Origin of the sequence: Chryseobacterium sp. C39-AII1 (genome assembly GCF_039672645.1) — a bacterium.
GTDB lineage: Bacteria > Bacteroidota > Bacteroidia > Flavobacteriales > Weeksellaceae > Chryseobacterium.
This window is the reverse complement of the sequence record NZ_JBDFPQ010000003.1, coordinates 178018-190450: the sequence shown is the minus strand read 5'-3', so window position 1 is coordinate 190450 and position 12433 is coordinate 178018. Positions and strand designations below refer to the sequence as shown.

Genomic DNA, 12433 nt, shown 5'->3' with positions numbered 1-12433 from the left:
CGACAATTTTATTTTAATGATGAGTTGTTTGGTAAGCTTCAACCAGCTTATCCAAAAAGGTATACAACTTTTCATTCATTTCCGTAAAATCAAAACTTTTGATTTGATCAGGCGTTTGAACGAATTGATGTTCCGTATTATTTATTAAAAATTCACGATCCGTTTCTATCATTAAATCAATAACTTCAGGAGTAAATTCCATGTGACATTGAAATCCGTAGACAAGCTCAGAATATTTAACAATCTGTCTCGGGCAGCCTTTACTTGTCGCTAAAATTTGAGCATTTTCAGTAAGTCCCGGCATATCATTATGCCAATGCCCAACGGAAATTATTTCACCAAAATGATTGATTTTATCATCTTTTACACCATTTTCTGTTAATTGAATAGGAAATACACCGATTTCTTTTTCTGGACTGTTTCTAAATGTTGCCCCGAAAGATTCTCCTATAAGTTGTGCACCGAGACAAGCTCCTACAACGGCTTTTCCTGAATTTACTGCTTTTTGTATCAATGTAATTTCTGCCTGAGCATCAAAATGAGGACATTCTTTTTTTGTGGTGGAAGGATCCTGAGGTCCGCCCAAAATAATCAAAACATCAATAGAATCAACGCTTTCAGGCAAAGGATTATTTTCATACACTTTTGAAAAGGTAGAAGTATAATTTCTTTCATTCGCCCAGTTCAGATAAGCGCCCGGCGCTTCGAAACTTTCATGTTGTATAAAATGGATATTCATTTTGAGAATTTGAATTGATAAATTAATCTAAATTTTTAACAAATTAATGAAATTTTTTTACGCTGATAAAGTTGAACTTTTTACCTTCGATAATATGAGTTCCAGATCTGAAATTTCCTTTTCTGTTAAGGGTTGTAAAGGTGGTCTTAATTTTCCTCCATTTTCACCTAAAATATTTAAACCAGCTTTAACGGCTCTTGGCAAACCTTTTTCAACAATATATTTCAACAGTTCAAATTGTTTATAAAAGATTTTCTGTGCTTTTTCAAGATCATTACTTTGAACAGCGTCGTATAAGGCAATGTTCAATTCAGGGATAAGATTAGGAGCGGCCGTGCACCAACCCGTTGCTCCCGCCGAAAAAGCAGCCAGAGCTAAAGGATTTGAGCCGTTATAAAAAGCCACATCTTCCCCCAGTTCTTTTTTCAGGTAATGCATTCTCTGAATGTCTCCCGTACTTTCTTTAATCATCGTCACATTCGGAATTTGAAGGAGTTTTTTTAATAAAGACGGCGACATATCCACCCCTCCGGTTGCCGGATTATTGTAAGCCATAATCGGGATCGATATTTGGGAAGCTACCGTATCATAATGCTTGATGATTTCATCATCGGTCAGTTTCCAGTAACTCATTGGGATGATCATAACGGCTGTAGCGCCTGCTTTTTCTGCAAATTTAGCATGATAAACCGTTTTCTCGGTCGTCAGATTAGAAACCCCAACCAATGTCGGAATTCTTCCGTTAACCTGTTGAATAGTAGCCTCTGTGATGGCTTCTTTTTCTTCATCAGTCAGATAAGGTAAAACTCCGGTACTTCCTAGTGGAGCGATGGCATGAGAACCAGAACTAATCAAACGTTCCGTTAATTTTTTAAATAAAGGGATGTCTACTTTTTCCGCTTCGTCAAAAGGCGTGATAGGGTAGGAGATCACTCCTTTCAATGGTACATTTTTCATATTTTTCTCAGTTTAAATTAAAATTATAAATCTCTGCCTTCTTCTTCTCTTAGAGCAACACCCAAATTTTGTAACTGTGGTGCATTTTCGCAAGCGATGTATTTGGCAGATTCGGTATCGCTTGTATTTTGATGTCTGTGCCACGCCCAAGACGGGATGTATACAGCATCTCCCGCTTCCCATTCTATGCGCTCGTCCTCAACTTCCGTCCAGCCTTTACCTTCAATCACGTATAAAACGGTTTCGTAAGTGTGTCTGTGACGGTTCGTTCTTTGTCCGAGTAATAGCCCTCCGATGGTCATGCTTACATTTTTACTCGGAAGATCTACAAAGAATACGGGATGTTTTCTTTCTGTTGAAAACTGGTTGTGTTCACCTGTATTTTCTACATTTTTATGAATTAAATGCGAAGGCTTTTTGTATTCTGGTCTTGCAAAAGTCTGATGAAAATCTTTTGAACTAAATTGTTTTTTGTCAGTACCTTGTGTACCGTTTTCTGTGTTTGACATGTTGTTAAATATTTATAAGTTACTGCATTATTGCACGACAAAATTAGAGTAACTTTGGACTGTTTATATATTGCAGTTTTAATAAAAATAGGTAGTCCAGATGCTAAGACCTTGGAAAGTAGAAATTCAGATCAATTATAATTCAGAAAAAGCAGTTTATTTACAAATTGCAGATGCTTTGATTGATGATATTCAATCCGGTAGATTGAAAAAAGGAACAGCCTTGCCCGGAAGTCGGAAACTGGCTGAAGATTTAAAAGTGAATCGAAATACGATTGTTGAAGCTTTGAATGTGTTACTGAATGAAGGCTGGCTGGTGTCTTTAGAAAGAAAAGGAACTTTTGTTGCTGAAAATTTACCAACGATAAAAGGAACTGTTTCTCATCAAAAAAAGAATAATGACCAGCCACAAAAACAGCTTTTCAGAATTAATTTTGACGACGGATATCCCGATAGTGCCATTGCGCCGGTTACCGAATTGGCGAGGGCTTACCGACAAATTTTTAATCGAAAAGCAAAGTGGCAATTGATGGGCTATACCAGTGAATATGGCGATTTGGAATTTCGAAAAGCAATCGTCCAAATGCTGAATCATCACCGAGGGCTTTATACTGATGAAAATTCGATGTGCATTACCCGTGGAAGCCAGATGGGGATGTATCTTACCGCTCAATCTTTGATTGAAAAAAATGATGTTGTATTGGTTGAAAATCCGGGTTATCGTCAGGCTTGGAAGGCTTTTGAAAAGGCTGGAGCAACTCTTTTACCGGTGCGTGTTGATGGGGATGGATTGATGATCGAAGATGTTATCCACTATTTGAAAATTCATAAAAATATCAAAGCGATTTACACCACACCACATCATCAATATCCAACCACGGTAACGCTAAGCTTACAGCGTCGTTTGGAACTGATAAAGCTTTCCAACGAATATGGATTTACGATTATTGAGGACGATTATGATAATGAATTTCACTTTGGATACCGTCCTGTATTGCCTTTGGCTAGTTTTACAGAACTACAGAACTATGTGTATATTGGCACAATGAGCAAAGTGGTGGCTCCGGCTTTGAGAATTGGTTATCTGATCAGCAATAATCAGGGTTTTATTAAAAAAGTAGGTGATCTAAGAAAGATTATTGATGTGCAGGGCGATACCATCATGGAGCAAGCAGTTCTTCAACTTATTCAGGACGGAACGATTAAAAGACATCTGAAAAAAGCACTCAATTATTACAAATCGAAGCGGGATTTTACCGCACAAAAGCTTCAGGAATTCTTAAAAGACAAAGCAGATTATTCAATACCAGAAGGCGGAATGGCGTTCTGGATCGTTCCTAAAAATAAAACCGATTGGGATGACGTAGATCGCGAACTTCAAAAGAAAAGTATTAAAATACTCAATCCAAATAGTTTTAGTTTTGATCATGAAATTAATGGTTTGCGCTTAAGTTATGGTTCACTTTCCAAAGAGAGTTTAGAGGAAGGAATTAAAGCATTATCAGAGTTATTGTAAATTAGGTCATTGCACAATCGCCGTCGCCATCCTGAAAGTGAGGATTAAAATTTTCGGGAAGCTTTTGAATAAGCTCTTTATGGAGCATATATCGTCTTTCGATAATTCGTTCGTGGATTTTTGGAAAATTTTTAACCAATTCAATTGTTTGGTTTAAATCATTTTGATAATTGGTTAAGGTAATGACTTTATTTTTTACAATAAAATAGCTTAAAAAGTCAATAAATTTCTCCAAACCGGTTTTCGAAAATAAATAAGGAATTTTTAAATGCCCGTCTCTTAAAAGTAAAAGCGAACAGGTTATCAATTGATTATTGTTATCGTAAATTTTTATCCAGAAATATTTAAATTCTTTCGAATAGCTTGAAAATAAATATTTTTCATCTTTGATTTTGCCCTCCAAAACCCAAGGATTTTCAATCAGCCAATTGATTTCATAAGCATTTCTGTTGCTTTCAAATTGGGCTAGAAAAACAGAGCTTTCAGCATCTATTTTATTAATAACTTCAAATCTGAAATCAGGTTTTTTAATGAAACAGTTTTTTACGGAAATCAGTGAATTGGTTACTGAATCTGCAATACTGAAAACAGGTTTTAAAGATTGAGTATTTGGTTTTTTTGTTGGAATAATATTCGCAAAATCTGTTTGAAAATAGTAACGTTTTCCATTTTTAGGTTGAATGTATTGAAACAGCCCGATTTTATTATACAAACTTTCTGCTTCTTTCGTAAATTCGGTGATTGCAATTTCTCCGTTATATTCTTCAAAGGCTCTGTTTAAAAGGCTTTGAGCAATTCTTTTTCCACGAAATTTATTGCTGATAAATAAAGTGCTCAGCCAGGCATAATTGAATTTTTTTCCTTCAATTATAAAGTTATCAGGAAAACATCCTAAATATCCTGCCAATTCATCATCGTCAAAAGCTAAAATTAGCAAGGTTTGATCTTCATCTGCTTTCGGGTTTTCCAGATGTGATTTTGCTCTGTGCTCAACAATAGGAAGAAAATCATACTTCTTGAAATCGCCGCTGGAAATAAATTCTGCAAGCTGTTTTTTATTTAAAGTTTTAAGATGTATCATTTTCTCACAATTTTATTTTTATTAATGAGCTTCTTCAATTTGAAGTAAGCCAATTCTTTTTTTAGTAATTTTTCTGCAGATTCGCCCATTTCCATTGGGATTCTGTGAAAATGTTTTTCTGTACTGTCAAATTTAATTCCTGCACTTCCGAACGTACAAAAAAGTTCTTTATTGCTTTGCAAGGCATCAAAAAAATCTTTATTCACACCAAAATCGGTAAACGGAAATGCAAAACTTTCATACAGAAAATTGTTTTCCTTTAAATATTCAAAGGTTTTGTTCGTGGTTTCAAGTTGTTGCTGTAGTGATAATTGATTATATAACGGATGGTCCCAACTGTGAGATGAAATTCCGAATCCTTTTTGAGTTAAATTATTTAACTGATCGGTGGTTAAATAAGGGTTTTGTTCTTTCAGATAATAATGGAAATTTATTTCAAGGATTTCTCCTAATTGGTTTAAAATATCCGTTTGAGAGTATTTAATTTTTAAGACCTGTTGTTTTAGAGCCTCATTAGAAGATAGAATCGTATAGATATTAGGATCAATATTTTTATTTTTCTCAAGTTCATTAATAATTAAACTTGCTTTACATCGATACATCAAGTCTTGATTATCAATAAATGCAGGATTAATAAAATTGATTGCGTAAATTCCTTTTCTTTCTAAAATCGGAACTACGATGTCATAAAACTCTCTGAAACCATCATCGAAAGTTAATAAGGCAATTTTCTTTTTTGGTTTAAAATTTCCATTCGCGAAATCTTTAAACTCACTCCAGTTGATAAACTGAAAATGCTTTGAAAGATAATGAATATCTTCTTCAAACTGCTTTACATTTTTGTACTGAACAACTTTATTGATGTGCGCTAAATTATCATCCGAAACGCAATGATAAACGGGCAAACAGCAATCTAAAGGAAATGAATTTTCAATATCTTCCTTCTCGAATGATGCTAAAAAATTAATGATCTTTTCTTTCATTTCTGTGTTTCAAAAATAAAAAGAATCTATTTAAACTCATTAAAAAATTTAAATAGATTCTATAATTTATCGTTAAAAAATTATTTCACAACTTTCATTTCATCGATCAGCCATTTAGAATCGGCAAATTTATCTATGATGAAAAGGATGTATTTGGTGTCTACCATGATATTTCGGCTGAAACGAGGATCATAATTAATGTCGCTCATCGTTCCTTCCCATTGTCTGTCGAAGTTCAATCCTACCAAATTTCCGTTAGCATCCAAAGCCGGACTTCCTGAGTTTCCGCCTGTTGTATGGTTGGTTGCCGTGAATCCTACAGGCACATCTCCAGATTTATCTTTGTAATTTCCGTAGTCTTTTTTGTTGTAAAGATCAATCAGTTTTTTCGGAACATCAAATTCATAATCTCCGGGAACATACTTCTCGATAACACCCGCCAAATGCGTCTGATAATCGTAAGAAACAGCATCTCTAGGAGAAGATCCTTTCACTTTTCCGTAGGTTACACGAAGCGTAGAGTTGGCATCCGGGAAGAATTTTCTGTCTTTATCCGTCGACATTTGTTGTGCCATATATGTTTTTTGCAAAGCATCAATCTTAGTCTGAAGAGACGCGAATTGCGGATCTGCTGTTTTCATATAAGTATCTCTCATCGCTGTATAAAGCTGATAAATAGGATCTTTTTTCAATGTCTTGATCAATTTATCCTGATTAGAGAATGCTTTGTCGATATCGGTTGATAAAGAAGCTCCGTTTACCACTGTTCTTCCTGTAATGATCGAGTTTTTAGAAGATTCTTCGATCGTTGTGATGTTTAGAGCTTCGTTTTTCAGTTTTTCAAAACCTGCAGGTAAAAACTGAGGAGCCGTTTTGTTAGCGTAAAGTGCTAGTAATTTAGCTGTTACTTTAGAATCTAGTTCGGCGCTGTAATCTTTGTAGAATGAAGATAATTTGCTTTTTACTTTTGCCAATTCCTTTTCATCCATTCTGCCTGCTTCAACCGCGGTAATGTAATTATAATAATCACCTGCAACCTTTAAAGTCTCTGCATTTCTGATCACTTCTGTGTAATACGCATTGTTTAACGCATACGGAGCCTGATCGTTATATAATTTGTTGATTTGATCTAAAGTAGATTTGATCTCATGATTTTTAGCCACCAAAGAACCTTCATACATCACTTTTTTCTGAACGGCGTTTGATTTTTTCAAACCTTCCACTTCACCGATCCATTTTTTCCAGTAATTGGCTACGGAAGCGTATTTTGAAGCGTATTTAATACGTGTGGCATCGTCAGCACGCATTTTTTCGTCTAATGTTTTCAAGGCAACATCTCTCACTGCAATTCTCGCAGGATCAATTTCTGTCATGATCTTTTCAACAGCGATTGCAGGAAGATATTCCGTTGTTCTTCCCGGAAATCCGAAGACGAAAGTGAAATCGTTTTCTGTTTTATCCTTGATGGAAACCGGAAGATAATGCTTCGGAACATAAGGGACATTATCTTTTGAATATTCCGCAGGTTTGTTGTTTTTATCAGCATAAATTCTGAACATCGAGAAATCTCCCGTATGTCTTGGCCAAACCCAGTTGTCTGTGTCTGAACCGAATTTTCCGATGCTTTGCGGCGGTGCACCTACCAAACGAATATCTTTGAACGTTTCGATGGTGAAAGCATAATATTTATTTCCGTAATACATTGGTTTTACAGAAATTGATTGAAATTGTTCCGTTTTCTGAGAGTTTTTATAAATCTCAATATTTTTAGCAATTTGTTTTGCCAGTTCTGGCTCCACAAGATTGTCTGTTCCTTCTAAAATTTGATTGGATACTTCTTTGATATCTACAATGAAATCTACTGTTACTCCTGGATTCGGAAGTTCTCCGGTCATATTTTTAGCCCAGAAACCGTTTGATAAAAGGTCGTTTTGAACCGTAGAATGTGCCTGAATCTGCCCATATCCGCAGTGGTGATTCGTTAATAATAGCCCTTTTGGCGAAATGATCTCCGCAGTACAGCCTCCGTTGAATTGTACCACAGCATCTTTTATGCTCGCTTTTTGAGTATTGAAGATGTCTTTAGCAGAGATTTTCATTCCCAAATCCTTCATTTCCTTTTCATTCAGCTCTGTAGGAATCCACATTCCACCGTATTGTTGCGCAAAAGCCATTGCAGCCGGCAAAAGAAATACAGATAAAAGTATCTTTTTTGTCATAATCAAAATTTTGCCCCAATTTACGAAGAAAATACGAGTTCGGGGTTTAAAGTTTTTGGTTTAAGGTTTTTAGTGTGAAATTTTCAAATTTAGGATTTAGTTTAAGCTAAAAATATTCGTTTATTTATTTAAAAACAGATTGAGAATTAATCAAAATGGATTCCAGGTTGGTTTTTCGCAAAGGGCGCAAAGTTATTTAGCTAGGAGTACGCATTAAGGCGCAATGATTTTATCAACGATAAAATTGATCATCAGCATTACAAAAGAAAATCTTTGATTTTTTCCTTGTGCCTTTGTGTTTTTCCAATAAACTTAAAAAGGCTTTTATAAAATCTTTGTAGTCAAGAATATTTACATCCAAAAGCTTTAAACCTAAAACTCTGAATATTAAACTTAAAAACTAACCATCGGCTTAATTTTTGTTACCTTAAAATCACACTTAATATTAATTTATTTAAATTCTTGAATTATGAACGCACCAAAAATCTTAGGAACTGCGGCCATTGTTTTGATGGTTTCCTGTACACAAAAAGACAAAAATCCTGAAATAAATCCGAAAACAGATCCTATGGCTATTCAAACTCCTACGGATACGGTGTCTGTGGATACTTTGAAGACATCTCATAATTCTGAAAATTCACTGGATTGGTACGGAACTTATGAAGCAGTGGTGCCTTGTGCCGACTGTCCGGGAATTAAAACCGTTTTAACCTTAAATAAAGACAGAACTTTCGCCATTTCAGAAGAATATCTGGAAAGAAAAACGAAAAGTGATGACAAAGGAACTTTTGACTGGGATGCTGCAGGGCGCGTGGTTACTTTAAAAGGAAAAACAGCCAGCTACAAATATAAAGTAGGAGAGAATAATGTGACACAGCTTGATATGAGTGGCCAGCCAATTGATGGTCCCAATAAAAAGTTATATGTTTTCACAAAGAAATAACGATAAAGGCGAAAGCCTTTATTTTTTTTGCCTAAAATTGATAGGCAATGATTTTATCGTCTGCCATTAACGCCCGAATCAAGGTTTCATGGTGAGAGTTTTTGCCTGTTAACCGCCATGTTGTCGCCAAATTTCCTTGTGTGTATTGCTGCCTCATCATCAAATGTTTTAAATGATGTTCTTTAAATAGTTTCTCACAATGCTCGATGTATTGCGAGTTTTCCACAGCGATTTTATATTCGCGGATTTTATGATGATTATCGATATAATTCTGCAAATACGTAAGCGAACTTAAAATTAATAAAACCAATACCGTTCCCAGAAGAGAAAGGTAAACGTATCCCGAACCGACTGCCATTCCGATTGATGCGGTTGCCCAAATGGTGGTGGCTGTGGTAATTCCGTCAATTTTATTATCACCTTTAAAAATAACGCCCGCGCCCAGAAAACCGATTCCTGTAATAATATTTGCAGCCAAACGATCCGGATTCTGAATGCCAATTTTGATGGAAAGAATGGTAAAAAGACACGAACCGAAGCATACCAAAATAAAAGTTCTCAAACCTGCCGATTTGTTACGATATTCTCTTTCGGCACCGATGAACAAGCCCAGAATTACTGAAAAAAATATCAGCAATAATTCATTTTGGATGACGTAGTGGTCTTTTAAAAATTCCATGATTAAAATGTAAATATACTTTAGAATAAAATTACGATAAATCCTGTAACGAAAGAGTGTTTTCAAATAAAAGAAGACTGTCTTCGAAAAGACAGCCTTCAAGAAAGGATATTAAAAAAAACTAATTTTTTATGAATTTCTGAGTGGTTACATTCTCTTTAGAAGTCATTTTTATGATGTAGCTTCCTTTAGAAAGTTCAGAAACATGTATTGAATTTTGTTTTGGTGATGCTGTCTGTAAAATTCTTCCCGCGGCATCAAATATTTCAGCTTTAAGAATTTCAGCTTTAGATTTAATATATAAAATATCATTTACTGGATTTGGATAAATAGTGATGATATTTTGGTTGTTTTTAATTTCTGATGTACTTAATAATTTACTTTCAACCGTAGTCGTGTACGTATTTGTAATAATTGGATAATTATAATCGAAATAAATATTAGCAGTATTACTAAAACTGTCGCCGCTCGTTAAGATGGATCTTGTTTTAATTTTAAATGAAATATATCCGTCATTATTATCATCATCAAAAGGAAGCTGAATGCCCTGGAAAATAAATTCCGCCACATTTGGAGACGTGATTTTTGTAACAAAATTGTGACTGCTGCTTAAAGGAATTAATGTATTGATATCAAATTTAGAACCGTCAATCACATCTTTTACCACAATATTTTGAGCGTTAGCACTTCCTGTATTTTCAAATCTGATCAGATAATGAACATAATCTCCCACCTGAGTTTGTGAAATAGAAGCGCCTTCCAGACAAGTTTTATCATTAGGATCCATAGAATTTACAACCGTTTGATTGAGTGTAAATGTATTGTCCAATGGCGTATCGTCTGTTGTGCCGCTGACTTGGGCTGTGTAATGAAGAATATCGCCATCGTTTACCGGAGGAGTATCTGTCGGTGTGTTAATTTCCAGTTTCACAATTATTTCTTTCGTTTCAAAAGGTTGAAGGTTGGTGAAATTCCAGCTTAAAAGACCTGAAGATTGTGAATTAGGAACAACGGAAGATTCAACAAAATCAGAAAGATTATCATTGTACGTAAACGTTAAATTGCCCGATTGCGTTGTAGTTCCTTTATTTTTATAAACGATTTTATATTTAGCAAAAAATCCGGGAACAGCAGCTACAGTCGGAATAATCACCACTTCAAGATCGTTGTGAGTTCCGTTGGCCGTTAAACAGAAGTTTTGAGTCAACGGACTTGCCTGGGCTGGGAAATTAGCACCTACAGAAGTTGGAGAAATCGAAAAATAAGCTGGATTTTCCACAATCGGCGTTATCGTATGATAGCCAGAACTTACAGGTACGGTGTAATTTCCGGAAGCATCAGCAATAATATTTCCTATGCCTCCACTTCCAACAACCGAGAACTTTTGGAAAGCTTTGCTCAAATCATTAGGATCGCAACCGTTATTATTTTCATCATATTTTGTATTTCCCTGAATGGTATAATAGGTTCCTCCCGGTGTAAATGAACAATATGTGTTTATTGTAACATTATTATAGCCGTATGCCGTATTGGCATTTAATACAAAAGGAATTTCACCTTCGTCAGCACATATGTAGCTGATATTTGGGTTGTTATTGAAACTTGGAACATTGTTTCTTCCATTTTTCAGAAACATGCTCTGAAGATTATTATCAGAAATAATCATAGACTGGATGTTATAATTTTGAGTGATATCAAACGTTGTCAACTGATTGTTATTCATCATTAAAGTCTGTAATAAGGGAACCTGCGCCAAATTAATTGAGGTAATTTGATTGTTGGCTATTCTCAGATAATTCAATAACGGAATAGAACTTAAATTCAACGTTTTAAAAAGATTGTTGCTCGCTTCAAGATAAGTGATTTTCGGATTATTCTGAAAATTAATAGTCGTAAGCTGATTGAATGAGCATGTAAGCTTTTCAAGAAGTGGAAGAGTGCTTATATCTAAATTTGCCAGGTTATTTTGTGAAATATTAAGGCTTATTAAATTAGGGATCGGGGCAAAATTTATGCTGGAAATTTCATTATTATTACATGAAAACATTTTCAATGTAGAGCTTCCTGTGTAATTAATGGTTTGAATATCTCCTCCCGAGCAGTCAAGAATATTAAGCTTAGGTAAGTTGGAAACATCTAAATGCGTCAGCTTTGAATTTTTTACATAAATCGATTCCAAAATAGGACAGCCGGTAAAATTTACCGAAGTCATTTTAGGATTGTCATCAAAAGACACTAAAACCAACTTATTCAAACCACTTACATCGATGGAAGTTAAATTGGCAAAGCTCGATAAGGTAAGAAATTTAAGGTTGGCAAATGCTTTCACTCCTTCTACCGACTGTATCTGATAGGTGGAAACCGGAGCCTGATAATAATTATTATAAATCGAAAGATCTTCTATTGCCAATGCTTCCGAAACCTGAATTTCGCCATCATTATTGGTATCAATTACAACATAATTTCCGTTGATGTCTCTGGCGATCTGGTTGGTGGGAGTTGCTGAAAGCAATTTTGCCTTAAAATAGGGGTCTGGGATGTTAACAATTTGAGCGTTGATGGTAAATTGTGCAAGAAATAGCACAAAGAGGTAGATGTTTTTCATGGTTTGGTGATTTGGTTTGATAAATATACAAATAAATTTGTATTGTTAATGAAAATTAATATTTAGTTTTTATTTAAAATAATTCTTGATGAATTTTTGAAATGTATTTAAAGGTATTGTGAATTTGTAATCAAGTTGAAAATTTTATTTTTCAATTAAAAAAGACTGCCTAAAAAGACAGTCTTTGATATATAATTTTGAA

10 protein-coding genes are annotated in these 12433 nt (G+C 34.8%); 2 read left to right on the top strand and 8 right to left on the bottom strand.

The genetic code is table 11. From position 1 onward, the window contains the following. Window positions 1–13 precede the first annotated feature (13 nt). Genes ABEG63_RS06530 through ABEG63_RS06520 form a run of 3 tightly spaced genes read right to left on the bottom strand, consistent with a single transcriptional unit; the run spans window position 14 to window position 2205 of the window. Window positions 14–739, bottom strand: coding sequence for a glutamine amidotransferase (locus ABEG63_RS06530; protein WP_346583851.1), 726 nt, complete (start codon window positions 737–739; stop codon window positions 14–16). Between the two features lie 57 nt (window positions 740–796). Further along, on the bottom strand, window positions 797–1696 hold the full coding sequence (locus tag ABEG63_RS06525) for a dihydrodipicolinate synthase family protein (RefSeq protein WP_346583850.1): 900 nt from the start codon (window positions 1694–1696) through the stop codon (window positions 797–799). Window positions 1697–1719: 23 nt separating this feature from the next. Beyond that, entirely contained in the window at window positions 1720–2205 is a 486-nt protein-coding gene (locus ABEG63_RS06520; RefSeq protein ID WP_346583849.1) for a cupin domain-containing protein, read from the bottom strand. A 100-nt stretch (window positions 2206–2305) separates the two neighbouring features. On the opposite strand from ABEG63_RS06520, the gene ABEG63_RS06515 reads away from it, so the two are divergent. After that, a complete protein-coding gene (locus ABEG63_RS06515; RefSeq protein WP_346583848.1) occupies window positions 2306–3721 on the top strand; it encodes a PLP-dependent aminotransferase family protein in 1416 nt (471 codons plus the stop codon). Window position 3722: 1 nt separating this feature from the next. Here ABEG63_RS06515 and ABEG63_RS06510 read toward each other — a convergent pair whose 3' ends face one another. The 3 genes from ABEG63_RS06510 to ABEG63_RS06500 all read right to left on the bottom strand — a co-directional run bounded on the left by ABEG63_RS06510 (window position 3723) and on the right by ABEG63_RS06500 (window position 8004). Further along, window positions 3723–4802 (bottom strand): GNAT family N-acetyltransferase, encoded by a 1080-nt coding sequence (locus ABEG63_RS06510; protein ID WP_346583847.1) that lies wholly within the window; start codon window positions 4800–4802, stop codon window positions 3723–3725. Further along, the gene (locus ABEG63_RS06505) at window positions 4799–5785 is read right to left on the bottom strand and encodes a polysaccharide deacetylase family protein (RefSeq protein WP_346583846.1); all 987 of its coding nucleotides are present in this window, start codon (window positions 5783–5785) and stop codon (window positions 4799–4801) included. Before ABEG63_RS06505 ends, ABEG63_RS06510 begins: the two co-directional genes overlap by 4 nt. Before the next feature lie 80 nt (window positions 5786–5865). Beyond that, window positions 5866–8004, bottom strand: a complete 2139-nt coding sequence (locus ABEG63_RS06500) for a S46 family peptidase (protein WP_346583845.1) — start codon at window positions 8002–8004, stop codon at window positions 5866–5868. A gap of 469 nt (window positions 8005–8473) precedes the next feature. On the opposite strand from ABEG63_RS06500, the gene ABEG63_RS06495 reads away from it, so the two are divergent. Then, entirely contained in the window at window positions 8474–8947 is a 474-nt protein-coding gene (locus ABEG63_RS06495) for a copper resistance protein NlpE (protein WP_346583844.1), read from the top strand. 31 nt (window positions 8948–8978) lie between these two features. Here ABEG63_RS06495 and ABEG63_RS06490 read toward each other — a convergent pair whose 3' ends face one another. Together ABEG63_RS06490 and ABEG63_RS06485 are read right to left on the bottom strand one after the other, a co-directional pair. Then, window positions 8979–9626: an MgtC/SapB family protein gene (locus tag ABEG63_RS06490; protein ID WP_346583843.1), complete on the bottom strand. Its 648-nt coding sequence runs from the start codon at window positions 9624–9626 to the stop codon at window positions 8979–8981. Window positions 9627–9747: 121 nt separating this feature from the next. Beyond that, complete coding sequence (locus ABEG63_RS06485) at window positions 9748–12231, bottom strand: T9SS type A sorting domain-containing protein (protein WP_346583842.1); 2484 nt, start codon at window positions 12229–12231, stop codon at window positions 9748–9750. Window positions 12232–12433 lie beyond the last annotated feature (202 nt).

What these genes read in the sequence shown, in the direction of transcription:
- ABEG63_RS06530 (WP_346583851.1), bottom strand. Translation starts at nt 739, where the DNA reads ATGAATATCCATTTTATACAACATGAAAGTTTCGAAGCGCCGGGCGCT.
- ABEG63_RS06525 (WP_346583850.1), bottom strand. Translation starts at nt 1,696, where the DNA reads ATGAAAAATGTACCATTGAAAGGAGTGATCTCCTACCCTATCACGCCT.
- ABEG63_RS06520 (WP_346583849.1), bottom strand. Translation starts at nt 2,205, where the DNA reads ATGTCAAACACAGAAAACGGTACACAAGGTACTGACAAAAAACAATTT.
- ABEG63_RS06515 (WP_346583848.1), top strand. Translation starts at nt 2,306, where the DNA reads ATGCTAAGACCTTGGAAAGTAGAAATTCAGATCAATTATAATTCAGAA.
- ABEG63_RS06510 (WP_346583847.1), bottom strand. Translation starts at nt 4,802, where the DNA reads ATGATACATCTTAAAACTTTAAATAAAAAACAGCTTGCAGAATTTATT.
- ABEG63_RS06505 (WP_346583846.1), bottom strand. Translation starts at nt 5,785, where the DNA reads ATGAAAGAAAAGATCATTAATTTTTTAGCATCATTCGAGAAGGAAGAT.
- ABEG63_RS06500 (WP_346583845.1), bottom strand. Translation starts at nt 8,004, where the DNA reads ATGACAAAAAAGATACTTTTATCTGTATTTCTTTTGCCGGCTGCAATG.
- ABEG63_RS06495 (WP_346583844.1), top strand. Translation starts at nt 8,474, where the DNA reads ATGAACGCACCAAAAATCTTAGGAACTGCGGCCATTGTTTTGATGGTT.
- ABEG63_RS06490 (WP_346583843.1), bottom strand. Translation starts at nt 9,626, where the DNA reads ATGGAATTTTTAAAAGACCACTACGTCATCCAAAATGAATTATTGCTG.
- ABEG63_RS06485 (WP_346583842.1), bottom strand. Translation starts at nt 12,231, where the DNA reads ATGAAAAACATCTACCTCTTTGTGCTATTTCTTGCACAATTTACCATC.